Annotated in this window: 24 protein-coding genes and 1 pseudogene; 16 read left to right on the plus strand and 9 right to left on the minus strand. The window is 45.4% G+C overall.

The features are described from left to right. Nucleotides 1-102: 102 nt before the first annotated feature. Together MKX75_RS04015 and MKX75_RS04020 are read left to right on the plus strand one after the other, a co-directional pair. Nucleotides 103-402: pseudogene (locus MKX75_RS04015) on the plus strand (ester cyclase); the annotation flags it as partial. Between the two features lie 129 nt (nt 403-531). Beyond that, nucleotides 532-2,910 carry an NdvB protein gene (locus MKX75_RS04020; protein ID WP_339168512.1) on the plus strand — a complete coding sequence of 793 codons (2,379 nt, stop codon included), beginning with the start codon at nt 532-534 and terminating at the stop codon, nt 2,908-2,910. Nucleotides 2,911-3,022: 112 nt separating this feature from the next. Here MKX75_RS04020 and MKX75_RS04025 read toward each other — a convergent pair whose 3' ends face one another. Further along, nucleotides 3,023-3,790 carry a GNAT family N-acetyltransferase gene (locus MKX75_RS04025; protein WP_076333384.1) on the minus strand — a complete coding sequence of 256 codons (768 nt, stop codon included), beginning with the start codon at nt 3,788-3,790 and terminating at the stop codon, nt 3,023-3,025. 152 nt (nt 3,791-3,942) lie between these two features. Here MKX75_RS04025 and MKX75_RS04030 point away from each other — a divergent pair, with 152 nt between their 5' ends. Further along, nucleotides 3,943-4,605, plus strand: a complete 663-nt coding sequence (locus MKX75_RS04030) for a SprT family zinc-dependent metalloprotease (protein ID WP_076333383.1) — start codon at nt 3,943-3,945, stop codon at nt 4,603-4,605. Between the two features lie 116 nt (nt 4,606-4,721). Here the strand turns inward: MKX75_RS04030 and MKX75_RS04035 are convergent, their stop codons facing one another. Next, nucleotides 4,722-5,804 carry a saccharopine dehydrogenase gene (locus MKX75_RS04035; protein WP_076333382.1) on the minus strand — a complete coding sequence of 361 codons (1,083 nt, stop codon included), beginning with the start codon at nt 5,802-5,804 and terminating at the stop codon, nt 4,722-4,724. 99 nt (nt 5,805-5,903) lie between these two features. Continuing rightward, nucleotides 5,904-6,224, minus strand: a complete 321-nt coding sequence (locus MKX75_RS04040) for a metalloregulator ArsR/SmtB family transcription factor (RefSeq protein ID WP_076333381.1) — start codon at nt 6,222-6,224, stop codon at nt 5,904-5,906. Between the two features lie 184 nt (nt 6,225-6,408). On the opposite strand from MKX75_RS04040, the gene MKX75_RS04045 reads away from it, so the two are divergent. After that, nucleotides 6,409-6,795, plus strand: a complete 387-nt coding sequence (locus MKX75_RS04045) for a DUF1801 domain-containing protein (RefSeq protein WP_076333380.1) — start codon at nt 6,409-6,411, stop codon at nt 6,793-6,795. Between the two features lie 40 nt (nt 6,796-6,835). Then, on the plus strand, nt 6,836-7,366 hold the full coding sequence (locus tag MKX75_RS04050; RefSeq protein WP_076333379.1) for an isochorismatase family protein: 531 nt from the start codon (nt 6,836-6,838) through the stop codon (nt 7,364-7,366). Between the two features lie 268 nt (nt 7,367-7,634). Here the strand turns inward: MKX75_RS04050 and MKX75_RS04055 are convergent, their stop codons facing one another. Further along, a complete protein-coding gene (locus MKX75_RS04055) occupies nt 7,635-9,086 on the minus strand; it encodes a CAP domain-containing protein (RefSeq protein WP_339168515.1) in 1,452 nt (483 codons plus the stop codon). Nucleotides 9,087-9,261: 175 nt separating this feature from the next. Between MKX75_RS04055 and MKX75_RS04060 the strand changes: the two genes are divergently transcribed. The 3 genes from MKX75_RS04060 to MKX75_RS04070 all read left to right on the plus strand — a co-directional run bounded on the left by MKX75_RS04060 (nt 9,262) and on the right by MKX75_RS04070 (nt 12,793). After that, nucleotides 9,262-10,845: a glycosyltransferase family 39 protein gene (locus tag MKX75_RS04060; protein WP_339168517.1), complete on the plus strand. Its 1,584-nt coding sequence runs from the start codon at nt 9,262-9,264 to the stop codon at nt 10,843-10,845. A gap of 4 nt (nt 10,846-10,849) precedes the next feature. After that, nucleotides 10,850-11,398: a hypothetical protein gene (locus MKX75_RS04065; RefSeq protein WP_339168518.1), complete on the plus strand. Its 549-nt coding sequence runs from the start codon at nt 10,850-10,852 to the stop codon at nt 11,396-11,398. Nucleotides 11,399-11,803: 405 nt separating this feature from the next. Continuing rightward, nucleotides 11,804-12,793, plus strand: a complete 990-nt coding sequence (locus MKX75_RS04070; RefSeq protein WP_339168520.1) for a phosphotransferase — start codon at nt 11,804-11,806, stop codon at nt 12,791-12,793. Between the two features lie 145 nt (nt 12,794-12,938). Here MKX75_RS04070 and MKX75_RS04075 read toward each other — a convergent pair whose 3' ends face one another. Together MKX75_RS04075 and MKX75_RS04080 are read right to left on the minus strand one after the other, a co-directional pair. Continuing rightward, nucleotides 12,939-15,179, minus strand: coding sequence for an S-layer homology domain-containing protein (locus tag MKX75_RS04075; protein ID WP_339168521.1), 2,241 nt, complete (start codon nt 15,177-15,179; stop codon nt 12,939-12,941). A 241-nt stretch (nt 15,180-15,420) separates the two neighbouring features. After that, nucleotides 15,421-16,023, minus strand: a complete 603-nt coding sequence (locus MKX75_RS04080) for a hypothetical protein (protein ID WP_076333373.1) — start codon at nt 16,021-16,023, stop codon at nt 15,421-15,423. 239 nt (nt 16,024-16,262) lie between these two features. Here MKX75_RS04080 and MKX75_RS04085 point away from each other — a divergent pair, with 239 nt between their 5' ends. The 3 genes from MKX75_RS04085 to MKX75_RS04095 all read left to right on the plus strand — a co-directional run bounded on the left by MKX75_RS04085 (nt 16,263) and on the right by MKX75_RS04095 (nt 17,864). Then, nucleotides 16,263-16,739, plus strand: coding sequence for a GyrI-like domain-containing protein (locus MKX75_RS04085; RefSeq protein ID WP_076333372.1), 477 nt, complete (start codon nt 16,263-16,265; stop codon nt 16,737-16,739). Nucleotides 16,740-16,977: 238 nt separating this feature from the next. After that, nucleotides 16,978-17,427 (plus strand): hypothetical protein, encoded by a 450-nt coding sequence (locus MKX75_RS04090; RefSeq protein ID WP_076333371.1) that lies wholly within the window; start codon nt 16,978-16,980, stop codon nt 17,425-17,427. After that, nucleotides 17,424-17,864 carry a hypothetical protein gene (locus MKX75_RS04095; protein WP_076333370.1) on the plus strand — a complete coding sequence of 147 codons (441 nt, stop codon included), beginning with the start codon at nt 17,424-17,426 and terminating at the stop codon, nt 17,862-17,864. The genes MKX75_RS04090 and MKX75_RS04095 overlap by 4 nt, the downstream gene beginning before the upstream one ends. A gap of 116 nt (nt 17,865-17,980) precedes the next feature. Here MKX75_RS04095 and MKX75_RS04100 read toward each other — a convergent pair whose 3' ends face one another. After that, a complete protein-coding gene (locus tag MKX75_RS04100; RefSeq protein ID WP_062836321.1) occupies nt 17,981-18,385 on the minus strand; it encodes a CBS domain-containing protein in 405 nt (134 codons plus the stop codon). A gap of 177 nt (nt 18,386-18,562) precedes the next feature. Between MKX75_RS04100 and MKX75_RS04105 the strand changes: the two genes are divergently transcribed. Beyond that, nucleotides 18,563-20,671, plus strand: coding sequence for a penicillin-binding transpeptidase domain-containing protein (locus MKX75_RS04105; protein ID WP_339168522.1), 2,109 nt, complete (start codon nt 18,563-18,565; stop codon nt 20,669-20,671). Between the two features lie 98 nt (nt 20,672-20,769). On the opposite strand, the gene MKX75_RS04110 is transcribed toward MKX75_RS04105, so the two are convergent. Together MKX75_RS04110 and MKX75_RS04115 are read right to left on the minus strand one after the other, a co-directional pair. Next, the gene (locus tag MKX75_RS04110; RefSeq protein ID WP_076333368.1) at nt 20,770-21,258 is read right to left on the minus strand and encodes an SRPBCC domain-containing protein; all 489 of its coding nucleotides are present in this window, start codon (nt 21,256-21,258) and stop codon (nt 20,770-20,772) included. 37 nt (nt 21,259-21,295) lie between these two features. Then, nucleotides 21,296-22,051, minus strand: a complete 756-nt coding sequence (locus tag MKX75_RS04115; protein ID WP_076333367.1) for a class I SAM-dependent methyltransferase — start codon at nt 22,049-22,051, stop codon at nt 21,296-21,298. Nucleotides 22,052-22,329: 278 nt separating this feature from the next. Here MKX75_RS04115 and MKX75_RS04120 point away from each other — a divergent pair, with 278 nt between their 5' ends. From MKX75_RS04120 to MKX75_RS04135, 4 genes are all read left to right on the plus strand, one after another. Next, nucleotides 22,330-22,746 carry a VOC family protein gene (locus MKX75_RS04120; protein ID WP_047840603.1) on the plus strand — a complete coding sequence of 139 codons (417 nt, stop codon included), beginning with the start codon at nt 22,330-22,332 and terminating at the stop codon, nt 22,744-22,746. A gap of 290 nt (nt 22,747-23,036) precedes the next feature. Beyond that, a complete protein-coding gene (locus MKX75_RS04125) occupies nt 23,037-24,152 on the plus strand; it encodes a hypothetical protein (protein WP_076333366.1) in 1,116 nt (371 codons plus the stop codon). Between the two features lie 11 nt (nt 24,153-24,163). Then, nucleotides 24,164-25,312 carry a trypsin-like peptidase domain-containing protein gene (locus tag MKX75_RS04130; RefSeq protein WP_076333365.1) on the plus strand — a complete coding sequence of 383 codons (1,149 nt, stop codon included), beginning with the start codon at nt 24,164-24,166 and terminating at the stop codon, nt 25,310-25,312. A 120-nt stretch (nt 25,313-25,432) separates the two neighbouring features. Beyond that, on the plus strand, nt 25,433-26,032 hold the full coding sequence (locus MKX75_RS04135; RefSeq protein ID WP_062836340.1) for a TetR/AcrR family transcriptional regulator: 600 nt from the start codon (nt 25,433-25,435) through the stop codon (nt 26,030-26,032). Nucleotides 26,033-26,059: the final 27 nt, after the last annotated feature.

Genomic DNA, 26,059 nt, shown 5'->3' on the forward strand with positions numbered 1-26,059 from the left:
ACGTTATATCTATAGTAGGTTGTAATCAAAATTTCCTTTACTAGTTTAAGTCCTGTAGAACAGCAGAACACAGATTGTCAGAATCTTTTTTTAGAGGCTCGAGAGGTCACGGTGACCCGTACACCTTCCGATTATGCGGATCATGTGCGAGAGATGATCGAAGCTTACGGGGAGTTTTCACTCGAAGTTCTGGAGTTGCTGACGCAAGGCGACAAAGTTTATGTGCGCTGGAGACAAACAGGTACCCATGTTGGCGAAGTGGACGGATACAGCCCAACCAACCTCCCAGTGATTGAAATTGCCAGTGCGGTATACCGAGTGGAAAACGAACGAATTGCAGAGTATTGGATACAGATCGACAGGTTGGGCATCGAGAAACAATTGGAACGTAATCGGAGCTGAGTTTCGCAGCTCTTTTTTAGTTTTCAGTTCTTTGTAAGCGTTACCGTGTTATAATGAACAAAGTTGTATACAAGTTACCTAAAACGTTTTCTGTCTTTTGACTCTATTATCTGAAAGTGAGGTTCAGTGATGATTAAAGCAACGGAAGATAATCAATATGTTGAACTAACAAGCCCGACAAGCTTACCGAAGGCATCCGGATTCCTTTGGAATGAAAAGATGATGATTCATGTGAATTGCCGGGGATACGCGGTGGCCCAGTTCATGCAACCCGAACCTGCCAAATACTCGTATGCACCCAACCTGGAAGCCAAGACGTTTATGCAGCCGGAGCAGCCATACTATGCCCACCATCCGGGACGGTTTATCTACATTAAAGATGAAGTAAGCGGGGAAATCTTCTCCGCCCCGTATGAACCCGTTCGCAAGGAAGCAGATAGCTATACGTTCGCTGTCGGTAAACATGATATTCACTGGAAAGTGATTCAGGACGATATATGCATCGAGATGTCTCTGCGTCTGCCGAAAGAAGATGTTATGGAGCTATGGCGTGTGAAGGTAACCAATCTGTCTTCGAGAAAACGCAAGCTTAGTATCTACCCATATTATACGGTCGGTTATATGTCCTGGATGAACCAATCCGGTTCATATGTGGAAGATTTGCAGGGCATTGTCTGCTCGGCGATTACGCCGTATCAGAAATATCAGGATTATAGCAAAATCAAAAATTACAGCGACAAAACCTATCTGCTTGCAGATCACCAGCCGACCGGCTGGGAAGTAAATCATGAGAGCTTTGAAGGCGAAGGCGGACTTCATAATCCTTCTGCTCTTCAGTCGGAGACACTGGCTGGTGGAGATGCACGGTACGAGACACCTGTAGCTGTATTGCAATATAGAGTCGAACTGAAAGCGGGAGCGGAGCAGGCGTATCGATTCATCTTTGGCCCGGCTCATGATGAGACAGAGATTGAGGGCATTCGTCAGCATTATTTTGTGAAGCAGAATGAAGAAGGACAGGATGGGTTCACCGCAGCCGAGCAGGAGTATGCTGGTTATATTGCGGAAGGGCAAGGAAACATTCAGATCCAGACACCGGACAGCTGGCTAGATAATGTCGTGAATCACTGGTTACCTCGCCAGATGTACTATCATGGCAAAACCAATCGTCTGACAACCGATCCGCAGACGCGGAATTATTTGCAGGACAACATGGGCATGAGTTATATTCAACCCCAGATTGCACGCGCTGCGTTTTTGACCGCTTTGTCTCAGCAGCATATAAGCGGCGCGATGCCAGACGGCATTATTTTACACCCGGACGCAGAATTGAAATATATTAACCAGGTTCCTCATACCGATCATTGTATCTGGCTTCCGGTCTGTATGAAGACTTATTTGGATGAAACGAATGACTATAGCATTCTGGAGGAACAGGTTGCTTTTACAGACAGTGAACAGAAGGTTTCGGTATTGGAACATATGAATCTTGCGATGCGCTGGTTGATCCATGAGCGGGATGCGCGTGGGTTGAACTATATCAATCAGGGTGACTGGTGTGATCCGATGAACATGGTGGGATACAAAGGCAAAGGCGTATCCGGCTGGCTGACCATTGCGACGGCATATGCATTCAATGTGTGGGCAGATATTGGTGAACAGGCAGGGCATGCCGAGGTTGCAGCGGAATTCCGTCAGGAAGCCAATCAGACCAATGCGGTAGCCAATGATTATCTGTGGGATGGGGACTGGTATGCCCGCGGAATTACGGATGATAACGTAGTGTTTGGTGTAAGCAAAGACGTGGAAGGACGCATCTATATCAATCCTCAGAGCTGGGCACTTATGAGCGGTGCTGCGGATCAGGAGAAGCAGGAGAAGTTAATACGTGCGGTAGAGGAGCAATTGGAGACGCCATATGGTGTCGAGAAGCTCGCGCCGCCTTTCACAGCGATGCGGGAAGATGTAGGCCGTGTTACGCAGAAACATCCAGGAAGTGCGGAGAACGGTGCAGTGTACAATCATGCGGCGGCGTTCTATATTTATGCGTTGTACCTGGTGGGCGAGAAGGAGAAGGCGTACCGTCTGCTGCGTAAAATGATCCCTGGCCCTGATGCCGAGGATATTCTCCAGCGGGGTCAGCTACCCGTATTTATCCCGAATTATTATCGCGGAGCCTATCGTCAATTCCCACGTACAGCCGGGCGCTCCAGTCATCTATTCAACACCGGCACGGTGCCTTGGGTGTATCGCTGCCTGATCGACGGATTGTTTGGACTGCAAGGTCATGCACAAGGACTTCAAGTACGTCCGCAGTTACCAGAAGATTGGAACGAGGCATCGGTTACACGTTTGTTCCGCGGGGCTGAGCTGCATGTAAACATGAAGAAGGATGCATCTGTCCAGACAATTGAGGTACATGTTGACGACCAACGGATTGAAGGCCACATTATCAAGAACATACAAGCCGGCGTGAAATATGAGGTGCTGGTGAAACTGCCTTTGTAGAAAAGCGCAGGGGGTACTGCTGAACGATGTGAAGAGTTTTGGACAATCACGAAGACAAATTAAAAACTGCCTTTCCTTTTTAGAAGGAGGGCAGTTTTTGGTTTGAGCATGGTCAGGACTCATTCCATTCTTTGACTCTGTACCAATAGCTATAGATTTCCGAATAACCCAGCTTAGCGTAAAGCTTCAAGGCAGGTGCATTATTCGCAACCACTTGCAGGTAACTGGAGGTAGCGCCCTGTTTTTTTGCCCAATGCAGAAGGTGCAGGATCATCTGTTCAGCAAGTCCACGATTCCGGAAGTTAGCGTCTGTAATGATGTCATATAATCCAATGTAGCCACGTTCAATTACACCGAACCCACACGCGACGACTTGCCCGTCGATCAACAGCGAGATGAAACCTGCTTGTGTACGGATATTGTTCAACATTAGTTCTGTCGTTTCCCGTTGCAGATCGTTCACCTGATTTAGCCTACAAAAGTGATCCAGCCACGCTGTGGTCAACTGTTCGTCAATCTGCACAGCTTGGTGCTCGGGTTCTTTGATGTCATCCAGGCTCCGAGTTTGGACACGGGTCAGATCTACAACAGCATACCCTTTGTCTTGCAAAAGCTGGTCGAGATGATCCGGTTGAATAAACGGCGTGATCTTAAATATGGTATTTAACTGATTGGAAGCATAGATGCGCTCACATTCTTCAATCTTTTCATGCACATCCAGAGTGGAGTAGTGGATAGGTTGAACGGAGTTGGCACGTTTGGTATATCCTTTGGCAAAACGCAGTACCCAACCGTCATACAGTAAGGTGGACAAGGGTTGCCAGTGGTTAAGGGATAGTTCTTCAATGGTTTTGTGTTCTGAATCTATAGTATGCGTCATAACCAACCTCCGATTTCATAATTAAATAATAATACATAATGATGTATAAAAATACAACAAGAATATATATATCGCGAACAGTATGCATTATAGCCGGAGATGGTATACAATTTGATTTGGTTAAAAGAATAACTTCAGAAGCGGAGCGCGTTATGTTAACTATAGAATTAAATAATCACAGTATTAACTGTCATATTGAATACGGCAAACGCAAGAAAGTGTCCATCACGATGGACTTGCCTTACATGGTAACGATCAAAGCACCCAATGGTACCAGTGAAGACATGATCCGGCAACTTGTAGAGCAGCACGGGGATGTGATTTTGAAGAAATCTGCTCTGATGCAGCAAGCGCTCGACGGTCCTCAAGCCAAGGAATACGAAGATGAGGGCAAAGGGAAGTTTTTGCTTTTTGGCAAGGAGCATGCACTGCATGAATTAATCCCTGTAGAGGGGCTTACAGAAGAGGAGCTGCGAGCGAATCTGAAGAAGTTTTATTTTGCCGAGTGTAAACGCATGATTGGGGAGCGCATCGGACGCTATCAGCAAGAGTTGAAGGTGAAGCCAAAGTCAGTAGAGATCGTAGATTCTCCCACCAAGTGGGGCAGTTGTAGCTGGGACAAAAAGCTGACGTTCAATTATCGCCTGGCGATGGCACCACTGGAAGTGATCGATTATGTCATCATTCATGAACTTTGCCATATTCACCACATGAATCATGATCGCTCTTTCTGGCGGCGTATTGGAAGTATCATGCCGGATTACAAAGCGAAAGAAGATTATCTGATGCGCAATGGTCGAGCCATGACGCTATAATTCTAAGCTTAAGCCTTCACTTGGATGCGCCATACCCCTTCATTATAATTCGTAAAATCCGCGAAGGTCCCACTGTTGCAGTGAGCGGCTTCGCGGATTTTTGTTGTGTCTGGATATTAGGAGTAAGATAATTGAACGCCGTATTGTTTGAAAAAATGAGTAACCGCATCCATGTCCATTCGATCATCGAACAGATGCTCAGGATAATAGACGCCTGGAGCCATAGGCTCATCCGCAGGCATCATCAGTATCTTCTCGGCTTGCACCGCAGCGCCGAGTGCAGTCATATGAGTTTGACCGAGTGGGTCAGAGACCGTCATCGTTCGTTCAACCTGGTTCCCTTTCGCATCCAGTCCTTTCAGTTGAATGACGAGATGATGTGCACTCCCGATCCCCGGATTATAGAGCAATTTTCGCCGGAATGGCTGGAATCGTTCACCACTGATCATCTTCCATACACCCGTTTTTACTAATCCGGCGAGTGCATAGGTAGATACTTTACTATCAAATGAAATGCGGAAGCTAGCGGAATCGATATGACTCGTATGAGGCAAAGTGACATGATCGGGTGTGTCCAGTCTGTAACATGGGGTCGTATACCCGTTCGGGAAATGAACTTTAATCGGATCTGTCATGGGGTAGACGAGCCGGTTCGTGTTCGATTCAGTTACCTGAAAAGGAATACTCATCCGATCCATGAAGGCTGCTGAATCAGGCCCGGCTTTATCTCGCAGCGAGTACAAGGCATGAATGTTTACTTCGACATGTTGCAGCGAGTTAGAAAGTATCATGGCAAATAGAGAGGCTGTTCCTGCCATCCATCCAGAGGACAGCACTACAGGGGCATGAAGTTGCTCCTGCTCTACTGTACGGATCGCTTGATTGAATACCTCAGTCCAGCGTGTTACATCGATGAGTGGAATTTTTCTCCGCACTGCTGATACCAGTAGCCGATCATCCAGATCGTTCACTGCATTAATGATTAATGATATATTTTCTCCTGCGTGAATTAGTGGATCTTCCGCATTGGTATCAACAACAACTGTTTGGACACGATTGGATGGAAAAGGTGCTGCTTTACCCGCAGATCGACCTCCCAGCACCAATTCAAGATCAGGATGCCTATCATGCAAAATGCGAGCAAGCTGTGCACCTACAGCACCATAGCCTCCAGCGATGAGAACTTTTTTTCTAATCATTCGTTAAACCTCCGTTGATATGTTTATGTACTTATATGTTTAAACTTTTAAACGTAATAGAGTGAAGAAAAGGAATGCAGTTCACCAGCGCGGTATGCGCTAGCTCTGACATTCCACTTCCACGAGATGAACGAGCTGTTTGAGCAATTCGATCGCATCGTTGAATTCCAGCTTGTAATACATCTCTGTACCTTTTTTCTGAACCGTTAACAGTCCGGATTGACGTAATATTTTCAAATGATGAGAGACCGTAGGGCGTGACATAGGGACATGCTCTGCAATCTGTGATACGTTCATGCTCTCTTGATCAATGAGCAGCGATATGATTCGCTGGCGAACGGGATCTCCCAAACCTTGAAGATAAGGACTTAGATTCTCGAAAATATCAATAACTTTTTGGTTACCCATCGACTCGTTCATGGCTCACTCCGTTATAATGTTTAATTGTTTAAACGTATTATAAGGCTTAGTTCACTTAAAAATCAAATTTAACATTGCAAGTTGCAGGAAAATAGCTGTTCCGCTTGTCCATTTGAAGTACAATATAAGCAAATATGCCCGTACCACGAATCCATTGATGTATCCGTGGTGGAAGGAGTCCAAGATGGCTGAGAGTAACCATTATTCTGTGCTGGTAGATGAATATATCTCGGAGTTTGCACCTGATGTACAGGTGAGATTACAGGCAATAAGACAGATTATTCGTGAAGCGGCTCCGAACGCCGAAGAGAAGATCAGTTACAAGATGCCGACGTATGCACAGCATGGGAATCTGGTTCATTTTGCCGCATACCAGTATCATATTGGGTTTTACCCTGCTCCCAGGGGAATTCAAGCCTTCAAGGAGGAACTCTCCAAGTATAAAGGGGGAAAGGGATCAGTCCAGTTTCCGCTGGATCAGCCATTGCCCGAGGATCTCATCCGCCGGATTGTGGAGTATCGGGTGAAAGAAAATGTGGAGATCGCACTGGAAAAGAAACGCAAAAATTGAGTGTTGCGGCTGACAAGCCTACTATGGAAGGAGATACCGGGTGAATAAAGGGTTAATTGTACTTGATGTGCAATATGGGCTCACAAGTCTAAGGGATGTAACTGTTCCAATTGCGAAGATTCAGTCTGTCATTACCATTTTTGAAAAGATGAACTGGCCTATTGTGTTTACCAAACATCTGGACCAGGTCAACGAAGAATCCTCTCTCTATTATGAGAAAAGTGCCAATTTGGAGATTGTTGTCGATACTGGGGAACATCCTATTCTGGAGAAAAGTAAACCGAGTGCGTTTAGTAATACGGAGCTGAAAAAGTGGCTGCTGGATCATCAGATTGAACATGTATTCATTGTTGGATTTAACATGGAGTATTGTTGTCTGTTCACAGCAATTAATGCTGAACATGAGGGGTTTAAAGTAACCCTGATTGAAGATGCGGCGGGTACAGTAAATACAGCAGAAACGTATGAAATGAAGGGACTAGACATACAGGATTTTATTGGTTCGATTCTGAATTGGTCAGGTTGTATTGAGGTTCTATACATGAATGAATTCAAGGAACAGTATACTTAGATATTTTTGAATTTAATCTGCACTACAGCTTATAAATTGAACTAGACGTTTACACGTGAACGTAGCGATCAGTAGGTTGTTCTGTCATCGAAGTGGCAAGTGTAAATATTCTTTAGTTCGATCTATGTAGTAAACAAAAGTTCCTATCATAAACAACAAAAACAGTCGGATGCCTAGAGATTCCGACTGTTTTTGTTTTTAGATTTTAGGTTTTACTCGGGTCGTACTTCATTCTAATTTAGTTTATTCCTATGCTCTTGCTTCGCTTCTATTCAAAGTAATACGTAACGTCTGAATTACTTGCTGTAGGAATCAGATACATAAAGCTTGGGTCCACTTGCAAGTAGATGGTCAGGTCTGACACGCCCAGATTAGGAACAGTTAGACTGAACCGACCGTTAGCGTCCAGCTTCACCGTTTCAGTGCGAATATGTTTTTCGTCAGGTGAAGGACCGTGGATCTGGAATGAGAATGTTTTGCCTGCATAAGCCGTGAGTGTTCCCCGTACTTTCAGCGTACGATCCGCTGTATATTCGAACTGCATCAGATGGTTATCCAGGTAATCCTCGTTCCCCGTATCTGGGTTCTGGGGATCTGCTCCAGGGTCTTGTGGATCTGTCCCAGGATTCTGTGGATCGGTTACAGGTTCTTGTGAAGGATTACTAACCGAGAAGAAACGTGTCTGATATGAAATTTCTGCTTTGGACCCATCTTTCTTTTTCAAACCGGTAATGCGAACGTTGAACGTATCACCTGCCTTCAGGGATTTCAAGTTATCCGGGCGGAAAATGACAGCGTAGTTATATCCATAACCATCGGTATTTACATTGAAAAAGGCCTTTGCAGGATCACTGCTTACCGGAGTTTTCGCTCCTAATACCCAAGTTTTCTGATCCGATGAACGCACGATCTCCACCTGTACCTCCGAATTGGAAGGCTTCACGAAGACGTCCGGATTCAGCTGTGCAGACCAGGCTTGTGACACATTGAATGCCTCAATCGGGAATGCCCCTTTGTTAGGGTACAAGTTGTAATTGTAATTGAGTTTTCCTGAACGGCTCGTATCCATCACTTGCATGGTGCTGAAGTGGCTAGCATAGTTTTTGTTGTCCCGGGATGCAATCCCGAAACCAACTTTCTTCAGTTGCGGACTCAAAATCCAGCGGCGATGGCCGAGTGCAGCAATGTTGCTGGCATCCGAATCATCCATATAAGCTTCAACGCTTTTGACTGCAAGGTTTCCTTGAGCACCATAGGAAGCGTACAGGTTGGAGCTGGAAGTGGACTTGGCTCCCAGATCAAAAAAGTCTTTCGCCATATCTGCCGGACGAGCCGGGAAGTGAGTCAATTCTCCGGTAGACACAACGACCGCTCCATGTTGGGCTTGACGATTGAGTGCAGCGTCCAGAACGAGATCTCCATCCAGACCGGAGAGATAACGATAGAAGTTGGCTGCACCTAGAGCCTGCTCTAATGTGGAATTACTTACTACACCAGCGACGTAAGGTGCCTTGGTCGAAGGATTTTGTGTGAATGTTGCTGTCTGGTCCTTGTTACTCATCCATTGTGTCCATTTCTGACTGATTTCTTGCTCACTTCGCTCAGGCAGCAGACTGTCGACAGGGGCTGCAGTGATCTGCTGGGTCCCCAGCAGCATGAATAACAGGCCTGCCAGAGGAAGAGAGAGTAACGAGCGGATGTACCTTTTTTGAATAAACATGTTCTAATCTCCTTCTAGTATAAAATGATAATATTATGTATCCGATGTATATTATCGACATTAGAGGGATAATTCGTTAGTTTTATGAATGAAATTGTTTGTTCGAATTCAGCGATTTTTCAGCCAGAGCCATTATAATACTCACGGAATCCTGTATTCGAAAAGGAGTTTTGGCATGTCTAAGATGCTGCATAAGTCGTTTTATCTCATTTTGCTCGTGTTTGTTGCGGTATTCATTGCTTCGTCCTTGTTGATTCGTGCACAGTACAACTACGCCTTGTATGGGGACAATCCCATTTTGGGCATGCAGCAGTGGAGTGTTTTCCTCCCGGTCATTCTTTTGCTCCTTGGTTCAGGTGTTGGGTTATACGCTCTGTGTCTGAATCTGAACAAATACAGCCCGAAGGTTGTCATTCCGATGGTGCTGCTCAGTTCTCTGGCCATTCAGATCATCATCATTTTCGTATTTCCGAGAGTGCCCACCGATGATTCACAGACTGTTCTCTCACTCGCCATGAATATGCTGTACGACCAAGACTACTCGTCGTTTGAAACGGGTGGTTATCTGCACATGTTCCCGTTTAACTACTCGATCGTGCTGTATCTGAAGACATTGCTGTACCTGTTCCCGGACAACTATCTGGTCATCAAACTATTTAATATTTTGTTTTCAACATTAACGACGTTCATGATTTATCTTATCTACAAACAAGTGAACGACAGATCCACGGAACGTGATTACGGTGTGTTGATCTTTGCAGCGACGTACCTGCCATCCCTGTTCCTGAACAACCTGATCTATAACGATGTGATTGCCACAGCATTTCTGACATCGTGCTTATACTTCTTCATTCGTTTTGTACGTGAAAAGTCTTGGAAAACAATCGTCATTGCCGCCGTTTTTCTCGCGATGGGCAACTACTTCCGAAGCATCGGCATAATCATGCTGATCGCTGCCATCATAACTATCCTGCTGAATATGCGGAGCATCGGAATGAAGAAAGTCATCATTTCCATCGGTGTGCTGGGTATGTTGTTTAATGTACCAACCTGGACTCAGAATGCGGTTCTTCAATCCTCCGGTGCAGTGAGCGAACCTGTGGGAGAGAATGCCTCGCCGGTCTATATGTGGCTGAACATGGGGATTAACCTGGAGCGTTTTGGCTTCTGGGACAATATGGAGAGCTATCAAATCTATCAGAGGCAAGCCAACTACAATAAGGCTGAAAGCGCAGATTTGTTCAAACAAGAGATCAGCAATAAACTATCCGAAGCAAGTGCAAGTGACTTGGTGCAGATGTATTACAAAAAGATCATATGGACCTGGACCGAAGGAACGTACCAGATGGACCGATACGGAATCGGCAATGAAAGTTCCTTGGGTGCAGGAAGAGGCAGGGGAGGCGGAATCGCAGGCTCCTACAGTTATACCAATGCGATAACAGAACTGTTGCGGGGGGATTCGGCTTATCGGACAGGTTTGCTCTGGATCGTATATGTGATGAATTTCTTGATGTACTGTTTTATTCTCATCCGGTTGGTCGGTGGAATTCGTCGTAAACGGTATGATGAAGTCTCATTGATCCTGGTCATTCTCGGATTCATCGGATTTTATATTCTATGGGAAATTAAGTCCAGATACATCTACCCTGTATATCCACTGTTGGTTGTGCTGTCCTATATGGGATTCAAAGATACGTATGATCTTATATTCCATCGTAAACGTACCTTGGAGAGATATTCCCTGAGAGAAAGGTGATCATATGCGAAAAAATAAATATTTCACATCGGTTACGCTGCTCTTGCTGCTGGGATGTTCGGTTATGTTGACGGCTTGCGATGTGATAACCGCCCAAAATATTACCAACACCGGTTCTGCACAAGGCATGAACGGTGGCGGCATGCCGAATGGCGGTGGCATGGGCATGAACGGAGGAACACCTAGAGGTGGAAGGGGCGGCACGGGTATGAATGACCGTACAGGCAGTCCGGACATGACGCAGGGGATGATGGATGCCGACATGACAGGCAGAGTCATCTCCGTGAATGGAAACACAGTCACGCTGGCGTTACTTGAAATGCAGGACACCTCATCTCCAAGCATGGAATGGAAGGATACTGGAATGGAAATGAAGTTGGATATAAGTGATGATGTCACTATTACTGAAGGTATGGGCACGCCGCGTTCGGGCAAATCCAGCCCAAGTGCAAATTCGTCCATTCAAGTGTCAGATATTCAAAAAGAAAACATCGTGATGGTGTGGTATAAGGACAACACCGAGACCGTTGAACGGGTGATGGTTGTCCAGTAAAAGACGATGGGAATATCGTCATTTTGTAATTGCTTACATTCGGTATATGGGTTATTATGGAAACAATTGGTCTTTCGAAGGGAGTGAGCGTCATGAAACGACGGTCTAAGATGGTATGCTCTATTACTACAATGAAGGTAAGCATAAACTGAATAATTCCGGTAGGTCATCAGATGCAGGTTGGAACACATTTCGTTTCCCAGACCGATCTGAGATCTTCCGACATATAGGGATATAACTGCTCAATTTTTCTGGCGTATGCGAGGTTTATTTGCTTGTGCAAATTTCTCATATACTCAGAATTTTTAAAAGCCGCAGGCATAGCCTGCGGCTTTTTGCGCGCAAAAATAGGCATTCGTGTGTTACAGACAATCCATAACAAACGATCAAAAAGGAGAAATGCCCATGTTAAAATTAAAATATTTATTTCAACATCATGATCTTGCCGAGATGATCCTAAAGAATTGGAACTATGATCCCGAATCGCTGGATATGTTTCAGTATTATCGCATATCCTCCAATGCCGTGTACCCGTTCAGAGATCAGGGGGAAGTTCGCTTGCTTCGTTTTGCCCCGGTAGAGGAGAAAAATCAGGTCAATCTTAGCGCTGAACTGGCGTTCCTACGTTATCTTCGAACGAATCATTATGGAGCCATGGAGGCTGTACCTTCTCATTCAGAGACAGAAATCGTAGAGGCTCACACCCCATGGGGAACGTACTATGCTTCTGTATTCAAGCGAGTACCCGGATCGCAGTTAGGAAGCCTTGATTTGAATGACTCCATCCTGTACAGCTATAGTCAGGCACTGGGTGAGCTGCATCATCTATCGCGCGCATTCATACCTGAGCAGGAGGAGAAGCGGCGCTGGACCTATACGGATGTTTTGAATTGGATGCAGGAGATTCTGAAGGGATTTCCAACAGAGACGGCTGCTCTGAACGAGGTGGAATTTCTCCAAACGTATTTTGCGACTTGGACGATGACCCAGCAAAATTTCGGTCTCATCCACTACGATTTTGAACTGGACAATGTCTTCTATAACGAAGAAAGCCAGTCTTGCTATGCCATTGATTTTGATGATTCCATGTATCATTGGTACGCGATGGATGTGGAGCGTAGCTTGGATAGTTTACGTGAGGAAATCGAGCCTGAGCAATGGGAGCAAAAAAGGGAATTGTTTCTGAACGGGTACTGGTCCAAGGCAGGAGAACGTTATGATCTGGAGAGCATGTTCCCTGCATGTCGCCGTTTTGCCAACCTATATGGTTATGTGCGTGTGCTTCGGTCTGCTTCAGAACAGTGGTTACATGAACCGGAATGGATGAGTGGATTAAGAGCGAGGTTAGCGAGGATAATGAAAGAAAAGGCAAAGCAATTCGGTCATCCAATTTAAAGTCTACACGTAAAAAGTTATATCCACCAATACATTGAACATTGAACATTGAACGTATGTCATGTCTCATACCAGAATCAGTCCTCATAACAAACAAACCAGCTTGGGAAATCGAATGTAGCATCCCCAAGCTGGTTTTTACATGTTACTCCGTATAATCACTTATCGCTGTACGCCCCGCCTCTACACTGATCCAGTAGGAATAATCTTCGCGTACGTCCACATAGAGATTAAGTTCCTTCGCGTCAAGGTTACTTACCGTCAGTTTAAAATTGCCATAGGCATCTGTTGTAACCTGCTGCGTCTGGATGTGCTCTACAGCAGGCGAAGGACCATGGATTTTGATCTGCATCGTCTGGTTGGCATACGCCGGGAACGTTCCTTGAAGGATCAGCGTGTGATCGTCAGAATATACTGCTTTCATGGTCTGATCCGGTAGTCCACCGTTCTTTTCATTCTCGGTAGCTTCAGTGGCATTCTTCGGTCTGCTCCATAGTTCGAAGCCTTTTTCCTTCAGGTTCTGGAGAAAAACAACGGCCTCTGCCCGGGTCAAGGATTCTTGTCCCGCATAACCTTGCACCGTAGCTGCCGTTTTGCCGGAAGAGTATCCCATGTTCAGCAGATACCTGATGGCATCTTCATCCTTGATATAATTTTTACCGCCAAGACCAGCTACAATCACAGCTACTTCTGTCCGGTTCAAGGCATGATTGCGAAGCTTTGGATTCTGCTTGCTGGCATCCAGATTCAGATTCAACGCGGATGCATAGGTATAGTAACGATCACTCCAGATGTTTCCTTTGGCAGCTTGCCCCTCCACAGCATCGATGCTCTGAATGACATGGGAATTCGCATACAGCTTGAACAACATGGAGAGAAATTCGGCCTCACTTACCTGATTGTTGGGTTTGAACGTTCCATCCTCGTATCCACTGACCATCTCCTGTTGAACGGCCCATTGAATGGCATCTTTCGCCCAATGTGTGCGGATATCACTTAATTGGGGGATTCCCGTTACCGTAACAGAGACAACCGCTTCTTTTCCTTCAAAACGAATCCTTATTTCGGCTTTACCAGCCTGAAGACCGAGTATTTTGCCATCCTTGATGGCAATGCGATCCGACGTCGTCGTGAAGGAAACATTAGAATGTGGAACATAGGATGTTCCGTTATTATTCACGGCAGTGATCGAAGGCAGATCAATCTGTTCTCCTGTTCGAACGTTCAGGTTTTGTTGTCCTGGTGTTATACGGGTAAGAGTGGCGTCTTGAACACCGTCAACATGGAAGAAACGCGTGGAGTATGTGATTTCCGCTGCTGTACCGTTCTTCTTTTGCAGACCTGTAATTCGAATGTTGAACGTATCGCCGTTCTTTAACATTTGCACATCATCGGGACGGAAGATAATAGCGTAGCCATATCCATATCCACCTGTCTCTACATTGAAATAGGCTTGATTAAACCATTGTTTATCCGCAGGGTCCACGTTGTAATAACCTGTTGGAAAGCCACTGTTCTGATTGTGGGCATTAAAAGTCCACGTACGTTGATCGGAAGTTCGAGTCATCTCGACCTGTACGTCAGACAATGAGGGTTCCGCGAATACATTAGTATTCAATTGAACAGACCATGCCTGTGTACTGCCAAAGGCTTCGATTGGAAAGGCGCCCTGATTTGGGAACAGACTGTAGTTAAAAGGGGCTGACCCAGTTCTGCTCTTGTCGAATACCTGCATGGCACTATAGTACTGATCATATGTCTTGCCTGCTTCACTACGAGTGGCGAGTCCAAATCCGATTCGTTGCAATTGTGGACTCAAAATCCAGCGTCGGTGACCCAATCGATCAATATTGGAGGCATCCGAATCATTCATGTAGGCCTGGATGCTTTTTGTCAGGACGTTATTCTTGGCACTGCTGGTAAGGTACAGATTGGAGCTGCTGGCAGACTTTGAACCTATGTCAAAGAAATCCTTTGGCATATCTCCCGGCTGCTCTGGATAATGGGACAGGTATCCACCCGTGGAGACCACAACAGCCCCATGCTGGGCTTGACGATTTAATGTCGAATCAAGGACAAGATCTCCCTGAAGACCCGTGATAAAACGATAAAAGTTGGCTGCGTTCAGCCCATGCTCCAGATAGGCGTCACTTACCACACCAGCAGAGTAGGGAGCACTTGTCGAAGGTGTCTCTTTATACAAGGGAGATGCATCATTGCCATTCATCCACTGATTCCACTTCTGAACAATTTCTTGCTGACTTCGCTCTGGGAGCAAACTGTCGATCTGTTCTGCATGCGCCGCTTGAGCACCCCATAACAGAAACAGCAGGCCTGCCAAGGGCAGAGTGAACAGCGAATGCATTTTATTTTTTCGGTAAACCATGTTTCCAACCCCTCTCAATTCTGAACGTACGAAGAACGTATGCCTTTACAACATCATGGTATATTCATCGACATTACAGCTGATTTTGCTTAGAGGCAGGTATGGGAGCATAAGGTCGATCGTGTGAAGGAGTGAGAGGGAAATGAGTAGAATTGGAGTTTTAATTGTGAAAAAAAAGAACACAGGCTGCCCCCGCCGATTCGGGACAGCTTGTACTCCTCATACATATGTATCTACTTTTTTAATCGAGACTCAGGTCGAAATCAGGCTCACACATATAATCTAATGGGTACAGATCATCTCGGGCCGAGATGAGTGCACGGAAATGAAGATAAAGATTATTGGGCTGTACCACAATGCCACCAACACGATGAGGCATAAGTTCAGCCACGACGAAGACATCTTCGGCATTGTTACATCTAAAAAGAACATTCTTCGTATTAATGACTTCCTCCAGGTAACTGTATGTCATCACGTGAAATATTTGTCCACGCCAGTTTGTCTTAATCACTTTATAGGACTGTGTGCGAACCAGATCTAGATAACGTTCCAGCTGGAACGTATGCTCAAATTGCGTAATGTAGCCTTTTTTGTCCACATCAATTGTAAACTCCACATCATAGCTCACATGCATTTCATCTTTATAAGTTCCGTTCATGATCTTCATGGGGTCAAAGTGTGATCCGAATTCCAAATCTTCCACATATGGGATTGTAACGAGTTCAGGATTAACATGATCTGTAATCTGGCTGTTACTGGAAGGTGCGTTGTAATACTTCGATGGCTGAAGATCAATCGATCCAATCATGCTTCCTGGGAAACCGGGGCTGCAAGTTATTCGCATAGTCATCTCCTTTAAATTTAATCAGTAATTTGACGAACGACTAAGAAGAAAGTTGCACCAGAATTAGGAAATGGAGGACAGGATGAACATGAATACGGGCACTATTTCCAATCTACCTACTCTTTTGATACAGTAACTGTAGGACATATCGGAGATACATATCAATTATCAGACAATGTTTTCATGAATGGATCATGGAGAATCATGCCCCATATCGCTCTCGGAGAGGAGTCCATCTAATGAATGTGAATGATAAAGTGGTCGAACAGCAGTCCCTTAGCTTTGTGGGCATTAAACGAACGTTCTCTTGTGTGGATGGCGAGAATTTAAGAGAAATTCCAAAGATGTGGCAAGATGCATTGGCAGATGGAATTGAGGAACGTTTAAACGGGTTCAATAACGGAGCCATTCCTGGTCTGGTGGGAATCTGTGTAGATCAGCGAGAGCTGCAGGACAATCAAATGGAGTACTGGATTGCTACCTCTCACTCAGGTGAAGTGCCTGAAGGTTTGGTGTCAATCGAACTTCCCGCGTCCCATTGGGTTGTATTTGAGGCCGATGAATTAGAGCCGGAGGCGATACAACGGTTGTGGCACCATATTATGACAGAATGGTTTCCTTCCACTTCATGTCAGCATGCAGGCATTCCGGAACTTGAAGTATATAAAGGTCACGGCACGCCTCCCCAAATCTGGATACCCGTCAAATTGAAATAGGAGGTTCTTCAAAAAGTCCGCTTTTGATTACTAAGGATGCCTGGGGGCATCGAATATGGAATTCAGCCGAAATAAGTGGAGGCTTACGGAGGTTGTTTCATGCAGAAACATTGCGGTTGCTCACGTAGTTCTCCCTACGCTCCGCTACTCCATTTCTAGCTTCATCCCATCTTCTCGGTACTGAAAACCAATCTTTTTGAACAGGTATTATGAGCAAAATTGAAATAGGAGGGCTACGATGTTATCCAATAAAGTGATTGATCATTGCCAGGAGCAAGGCTGGTGGCATGAAGATGTTCCAGCAGCATACGAAGAAGGATTACGGAAGCTAGAGATCGATCTACAGTCAGATTTTGCACAATTTTATTTACATGCAGAGGATGGACCGACTTTCTACAGCAGGCATCAGGAGTTGTATCAGATCTGCTGGTTTATGGAGAACACCGTATATATGGAAGACATGAATGTAGCACAGCTTACACTGGGGCTTCCCGAGGCGTATATTCCAATGGATAGTTTTGAAGGTGAAGGTGGATTTTTCTACAACCGTCAGACGGGAGAAGTGGTGCTGGTGGAACTGGGGGAGTCCATCGAACGGTTTCTCAATGGCGAGAGTGAGCCTCAGTGGGCTGATTTCAATGCTTTTCTGGAGTGGTATTTCGTCCTGGAAGAAGAGACGGTGCAATGAAAGATCTAACACCGGAACATGCCGAACTGGAGCGACAAATTATTGGAACGGTAGAAGCTGGTAATGTGCTGGATGAGACGCAACAACATGAACAAGCACTTACCTATTATGATCAGGCATGGGGCATGTTGCCCGAGCCGAAGATGGAATGGGAGATTGCAAGCTGGATCGCATCCTGCCACGCGAATGCACATATGGATCTGAAGCAATATGAACTGGCGAAGCCGTGGGCTGAGATATCGCTGCAAACACGGAGTACGGATAGAAATACGAGTCCGTTGATCGATCTCGGCATGATCTGCTTGAGACTTGAACAGCATGACGAGGCGTATTCGTATCTGCATCAGGCGTATGAGTTCGGCAAAGAGCGCGCATTTCAGGGAAGCCCAAGGGACGTGTTGATGTATTACAAAGAGGAGCGTGCTAAGCGTAAATAGCGTGATACCCCGCCATACCGTCAATAGAGAAGGGTACCCCAGTTGGCCAATGATTGACCACAGGAGTACCCTTTCGAGTTGAATATTCGTTTATTACCGGGATGGTCTGCTTAAATCTAATCCGAAATGTTACGCGTATAATATTCAATAATATCCTTACGACGGATAATACCGAGGAAGACACGATCGACATCTACCACGGGCACAAAATTTTGGTCTGCCGCGAGTGTCAGCATATCCTCCATTTCAGCCTCAATGTATACACATTCATTATATACCCGATTGTTAATCTCATGGACCTGAACCTGATCCATCGTATCAAAAGTCAATCCGGGTGTATTTCGCATTTTCCATAACAAATCGCCTTCGGACAGGGTAGCAACATATTTTCCATCCTGGTCAATCACGGGAATGGCGGTGTAGTGCTGCGATTCCAGTTGCTCAATAGCATCTTTCATGGAAGCGGTAGACTTGATATAGGCCACTTCGGCTTTGGGGAGTAAAAAATAGCTGATTTCCATCATCGGGCTCCTTTTCAGCCTTTTGCATAGCAAAAAAGCTTTAGTATGTAATCTCACTCTTCTTATTTAAACATATTATGTGAGCTTTCGGCTATTTTTAATGATAAATTCGTCAGATTTGTTTCATTGTTTAAATGGCTCTGGAAATCTATAGTGTATATTAGAGGTGATGTAACCATGAAATCCAAGCGTAAATTAATGTACGGACTGCTGCCCATCTTATTTGCAGGTGGAATCGGAATGTATCTATACATGCAGAATAACAAAGAAGCAGAGGCCAAGCCCCAGACCACCGTGAATCAGTACATAGAGCATCTGCAGAAAAAAGAGTTTGACCAGCTGTATACGTTGATGACGCCTGCTTCGCTGCAAGACTCGGGCATGAACAAGGAACAATTTGTTGAGAAATACAATGCGATCTATTCGGGTATGGAAGTATCCACCGTCAAGGCGGAAGTTAAGCCAGTGGATGTTGCCGAAACGGCGTCTGATGACAGCAAGGCAACTGCAGAGAATACTAACCCGGATACGTATGAAGTGGATTATGATCTGCAACTGACAACCTTTTTGGGAGAAGTTAGTGAGACGCATACACTGAATCTGGTGCGGCAGGAGCTTGAAGACGGGAGTAAAACCTGGCAAATTAACTGGCAGCCTTCGCTGATTCTGACTGACATGATTAAGGGCAGTAAGGTACGCGTGAGGACGCTGTTCCCGGATCGTGGAAACATTGTGGATCGCGATGGTTTGCCGCTGGCTACCAAGGGTACGATGAACGAATGGGGCATTGTACCTGAGAAACTTGGTGATAACCCGGACCAGATGATCGCCCGAATCGCGAGCTATTATCAGGTTTCGGAAGATGCCATTCACAAGGCGCTTGCGCAGACATGGGTGAAACCGGAATATTTTGTCCCGATTGCTTCCACGGAAGAGTTTGACGTACCTTCGTCTTTAAGCGGGGTTACGATGCAAAGCAAAGAAATCCGTTATTATCCACTCGGTGAGGCAGCTGCACACCTGATTGGTTACGTGCGGAAAGCCACCAAAGAAGATCTGGATAAGGATACGGAAGGGTATTATCGCGCAGAGGACTGGATCGGCAAAGCAGGTTTGGAGCAGTCCATGGAGAAACAGCTGCGTGGTGAACGTGGCGGTCTGATTGAAATCACGGATGAATCCGGCAACTCCCGCTCTGAGCTTATTCGTAAGGATGCTGTAGATGGACAGGATGTGCAACTGACGATTAGCTCCAAGCAACAAAAGAAACTGTATCAGACATTATCCAGCGGAGGAGATGCCGGAGCGATGGTACTGATGAATCCAACGGACGGCAACCTGCTGGCGTTGGCCAGTGCGCCTTCCTATAACCCGAACAAGATGGTTACAGGACTTACTCAGGCAGAGTGGGATGCATATTCGGCGAATGAGAAGCTTCCTTTTATCAACAGAGTCACTACCCGGTATGTACCGGGATCAACCTTCAAAGCGATTACAGCCGCAGCTGGACTGATGGAGAAGGTGACCAGAGCGGACAAAACACATGATATCTCTGGCTTGCAATGGCGCAAAGACGATAGTTGGGGCGGTTATTATGTCAAGCGTGTGAAGAGTTTATCTCCGGTGAATATGGTCGATGCACTGGTGTACTCGGACAATATTTACTTTGCCATGGAAGCGATCGAGATGGGCAGCGCCAAGTTTATTGATGGGATCCAGAAGTTTGGTTTTGGTGATAATTTTGGACTGGATGAATTGTATTTGAAGCCGAGCCAATACGCCAACGAAGCGAATCTGGATCTGTCGTCTGAGGTGTTGCTCGCGGATACGTCCTATGGGCAAGGGGAGATGTTGATGTCACCGATTCATCTGGCAACGTCATTTACACCTTTTATTAATGAAGGAAAACTGGTGAAGCCTGTTCTGATTGAGGGAAAAGAAAGCACTGACCCTGAGGTGATTATTACTCCAGAAGCCGCAAATACGGTTAAGGATGCTTTGGTAGAAGTCGTTTCCCGGCAGGGAGGCACGGCCCACTCCTTGAATTCAATCGCTGGAGGACTCGCGGGTAAGACGGGAACAGCGGAGCTGAAAGCGAAGAAGGGAGAAAAGGGTCAAGAGAACGGATTTTTCGTGGTATTTGATACCAACTCTCCGACCTTCCTGTTATCCGCTGTCATTGAAGAAGTGAACGGCCGGGGCGGAAGCCACTATGTCGTGGATAAGTTAAAGCCTTTCTTGGAGAAGTTGGAAATGCCCGACAAGGTAAACAATGGAGCCGAGTAAGGTATGCGAAGAAAATAGAGTGAGGTTATAAATAACAAAAAAACACCGGTTACGGTGTTTTTTTTGTTTGCGGCTATACCAAGGGTACACCAAATAGATTATATCTTTGTTAGGTATTCGGTTAATTGATCGAATGTTCCGGTAAATCCTGCTTGTACCATCTCTTGTGAAGCCTCGAAAGTTTGAATTTCTTCCTCCGTCGGAGATACGGGAGCAACAGTCATTATAAGGGTTGTTTCCCCTTGGTCTTCGCTGAACGTCATGGTATTCAGGGTTTTCATAGGCCAACTTTCGTCAAAGGGCGCACGTACAGTGTCACCGTTCTCATTAGAAAAGAAACTGGTGTAAACAATTTTTTCTGATGTAATAATCTCACTGTATGTGAATTTAACCCACATGGTGTCGCCGTCAGCAGGTTTCTGGCTGTAATGAAAGACACCGCCCGAACGAAAATCTGATTCAGCAACATCAAATGTCCAACCTTTTGGGCCCCACCATTTCTGCAGGTGTTCTGATTCGGTAAATGCCGTAAACACAAGTTCACGTGGAGCATCGAAACGATAAGTGATTTCAACTTGTTTTGACATTATGTTTCCCCCAATAGTTTTAGGATAAGGTTGGCCATTATTTCCTTGCAGTAATCATGAAGCGTGCCGAGTTAGTACGAATGCCCTTCTCGTCGTGATGATCATTCACAAACTGCTGGAATCGCTCAAAGTCAGTTTCTACCTTCCCAAAATCAGGAATGATGGGTGCATGGGTTAGGAGAAACATCAAATCTTCGGGTGTAGCATAATGCTCCACCACATTATATTCACGGGCCTGAATGTCCTGGAAACCTACTTTTTGAAGTTCATGCTTGTATCGTTCCATCAATGTGCCAGGTTGAATGCCAAGACTCTGTCCTCGGCCAAAAGCTTCTGAAATGTTGGATTTATCTTGTTCACTGACCTGCTGGGTTAGAAATATCCCACCCTCATCAAGCACTCTGAAGACTTCTGAAGCAGAGAATCTGGAGTGTCTGGAGGATACCACATCAAAGAAGTAATTTGGAAAAGCCAGTTTCTCTGCGTCCATACGCAGAAAGCGTACATTGGGATGAGCTCCCGCAGCGAGAAGGTTATGCTGTGCAGTTTCAATCATTCCTTGAGCGAGATCGATCCCAACCAATAACAAGGCTTCTTTGGCAATGGACAAGATAGCTTCTCCACCACCCGTCCCAATATCCAGCAACAGGTCGGACGAGCGCGTATGGCGAACAACTTCCTCATAGAAGTTCCATCCGATTTTTTCCGAGACAACATTCATGGAGCTGAAGTTCCAGCCATTCGTCCGGCCTACTCGTTCATAAAAGTCAGCGTAATCTATTTTATTTTTCATTTGTATGTTCCTCCAATGTGAGTTTGTTTGAATAGGACAAGAGAGTTGTGCGAAATCGTTCTATTGTAAGTGGTCGAATCGGATCAAATGGACAGACGTGTCCCTTGATAACTGGTACGCGTTTTGACCCAGCCCGACGTCTATTTACTTCGAACCATTCGGAGCAACATCCATGTCACCTCACAAGTTGGAATGTCTCCATTATATTCAATTGACAGCGTATACGCGAGGTGTTATTTTGAGGTGGAATCTATTCTATGAGTTCGAGGTGATCCATGGTGGCTATTCGTGCTAAGCAGATTTTTGTCAATTTACCAGTCCAAGATTTGAAGAAATCCGTTGAATTCTTTACCAAAGTAGGGTTTGAGTTTGACGCCAATTTTACGGACGAGTCCGCTACTTGTATGATCATCGGAGAAAATATTTACGCCATGCTTCTGGTGGAGGAACGGTTCCAATCCTTCATCTCGAAAAAAATCTCCAATGCTGCCGATACAACCGAAGTCATCGTTGCACTGTCTGTAGATAGTCGTGAACAGGTGGATGTGATTGTACAAGCTGCCCTCGATGCAGGAGGGAAACCATCCAACGAACCACAGGATCATGGATTCATGTATGGATGGAGTTTTCAAGATCTTGATGATCACCTGTGGGAAGTTTCCTATATGGATCTAAGTGCTTTTCCTTCGGAGTGACAAAATGAAAATAACTAGAGCCTTCCTATATTAAAGTAGGAAGGTTTTTTTGCATCCAGTATGACTCGTTCAAACGTGATATCTATAGAACATATGGTGTATTTTACCTTTTTGCTATATGATAAATGTCGATTCACGTTGGCGATTTGAATCGAAGCATGCAACATGCTGAAGTATCAGAGAGTAAAGGTTACATATGTTTTTTAGATGGAGGGATCAGGGTGTATTGTCACGTATGTGGGACGAAAAACAGCCCGGGGGATAACACGTGCAGAAAGTGTAGCACCAAATTGAAAGAAACAGCACCAGCCGAATCACTATCCCGGCAACAACAACCTGCACCAAGGCAAGAAAGTGCCAATCAAGGTCGTACATTTAGCTGGATCATTCCCCTGCTATTGGCAGCGGTAATGGGTGCTCTGTTGACGTACTATTATAATCAGGAGAGCGGTATAAACGCAGAGGTAAAAGCGCTGCATCTGCAAGCAGAACAAGCTGCACTGGACGGAAAATACAAAGAGGCTTTGCAACTCCTGGATACGGCTCTCGCGAAACGTCCGAATGTAGATGCGCTTATACAGGATCGCCAAATCACGGCAAAAGCGTTCAATCTGATGAATCAGTTGAACGAGGCTTCCACAAGTCTGAAAACAGGAAAATTGTCCGCAGGAGACAAAACTATTCAGGCTGTATCCAAAGCGTTGAGAGAACGAGAGGAGCCGGTTTTTGCCAAAGTCCGTGCCGCGTTAAGTAACAGAAAGGTCACGCTGGCTGTACTGAAGGTGAAAAAGGAGATTGATACTTTGACAACGGTTGAGGGTCTGGCAGAGAAACTCAAAACAGTATCAAACTTGAATGGCAAGGAAGCCGAAGCAGTAGAGAAGCAGATTGTAGATAAACTGACCGGGATTAGCTATAAACAGGCTGAGCAGCAAGTGAAGAAAAAGAATTTTACAGCGGCACTGCAAACCGTTGATCAAGGGCTGTCTTATGCTCCAGAGGAAGTTAAACTGACAACGTATCGAGAAGAGATATTGCGTGAGAAGAAGGCATTTGAGAAAGCAGAAGAAGAACGTATCCTGTTAGCGGAACAACAAGCAGCTGAGGAAGAATTGAGAAATCGCACAGGAGCAGTAAGTGTTGTAGAGCTGACAGCGGAACTGGATATTTATGGTGATCTACATATTAGTGGGATGGTAACTAACAAGGGTACGCGCCCGATCTGGTCAATTGCACTGATAATCAATATTAATAGCACGGATGGTGATTATATTGGTGAGACAGATGCATATGTGTATCCAGTCACATTGGGTACTGGAGAGCAGGGTTATTTTGAAACCTATTATTATGGTGTGTACGAAGCAGCAGACGTATCTGTTTCGAGTGCAACATGGTATCTGGAGTAGGGGGAGTTAGAATGTCCAAAAGAACTTGGAGTACAATCCTATCCAGTGCAATCATTATCGGGGCTGGGGCAGGAGGCGTGTTATGGATACATCAGCACTCGGCTGATGAATTGGAGGTTGGTCCCAGATTGGCTGTCGTCACTGCAAAGGAGGTTGAAACCCCTCAAGAGAAGTCTGCCTCCAAGACAATCGTGAAGAAAACGCGTAAACAGATCATTGAAGAGAGTCAGAAAAAAGTGGTTACGATTGAGAGTAGCAGTGGATTGGGTTCCGGTTTTCTATACAATGAACAGGGAGATGTTGTGACTAACGCGCATGTCGTGGAGGGATCAAAGGAAGTGACCATCCGTACGTTGAATCATGAGGAATATAAAGGTACAGTTATCGGGATCGGGGAAGAAACGGATGTTGCTGTGATCAGAGTACCTGATTTGAAAGAAGTACAGCCGTTGCCCATTGCGAAGTCCAAAGCGGAAGTTGGAGATGAGATTCTGGCGCTTGGCAGCCCGTTAGGCTTCGAAAACACAGTAACAACGGGAATCATTAGCGGTGTCGAACGCAGTTTTGAGATTGCACCGTACATTTATACGAATATGTACCAAATCTCCGCACCTATCACTAACGGTAATAGCGGTGGCCCACTGATCAATGCAGAGACGGGCGAGGTGCTTGGTATTAATTCAACTGGGGTAAAACAGGAAGCCGGACTGGGATTTAGTATCCCGATCACTAGTGTGTTGAAGCAGGTGCAGGCATGGTCCAATACTTCGTCTATCACAAAAGCTGTCCAAATGGTAGGTGAAGGTACTTCGAGGCTATCTGCTTCTTCTATTGAAGCCGAGGCATTGGTTACTGATTTCTATAGCTATCTGAACTTGAGTGACTATGTCGAATCCTATGCATTACTCGGAAGTGACTGGCAAAGCGGCACAACTTATGCCAAATTCCGTGAGGGGTATCTTAACACCGATTATGTAGTTATCGGGGAGGTCTCGTCGTCGGACAAGGGGAATGATGAGATAGAAGTCACCGCCGTCATTACAGCGGATGAACGCAGGGATGGCGAATATGTAACGGCGAAATATAAGGTTACGTATCAGGTTGGTTACGAGAATGGTCAACTGAAAATATTACATGGTCAAGGTAAAAAGATGAAATGAATCAGGTAAGGAGAGTTGGCATAATTGCCGATTCTCCTTTTTCATTGCTTATATTCAATGCATCTGTTAAAATACAGAACGAATGTTCAGTATGCATGGGACGGAGTGGAACGAATGAATATGAATAAAAAACAACTTCAAACCGAGCAGACCAAGAAGAAACTTGCGGATGCTTCCAAAGCCCTTTTTGTACAAAAAGGCTATAAAGCAACGTCCATTGAGGATATTGTAGCTGCGACGGGCAGCAGTAAGGGCAATATATATTACCATTTTAAAAGCAAAGAAGGCCTGTTCCTTTATCTAATCGATGAGTGGGATCGGGAGTGGGAAGCGAGTTGGGCAGCTAAAGAACATCTCTACCGCACCTCCACGGAGAAGATTTACGGCTTGGCGGAACAATTGATATTGGATGATATGAATCACCCGCTGACCAAAGCAGCCGATGAGTTCTTCACTGGGGAGAAGAAAGAAAATGATATCGAGGAGCGTATCTCCTTGATGTTTGAGCGGCATCTTCAATTTAACAAACAAATGATCGAACAAGGCATTGAGAGCGGTGAGTTCAAAGCAGACAATGTAGATAATCTTGCGCTCATATTGGAAAGTACCATTATTGGTCTTAGCCAGATGTCACGGGGCATGGAATCCGATCAGGCTCTCGCTCTATATCGCCAGGCCGCTAGTGTATTCTTGCACGGGATTGCAAAAGATAAAGATTAAGCAACATTTTGACAACTACGGAGGATG

This window comes from Paenibacillus sp. FSL R5-0341 (assembly GCF_037975235.1).
GTDB classification, from domain to species: Bacteria; Bacillota; Bacilli; order Paenibacillales; family Paenibacillaceae; genus Paenibacillus; species Paenibacillus amylolyticus_A.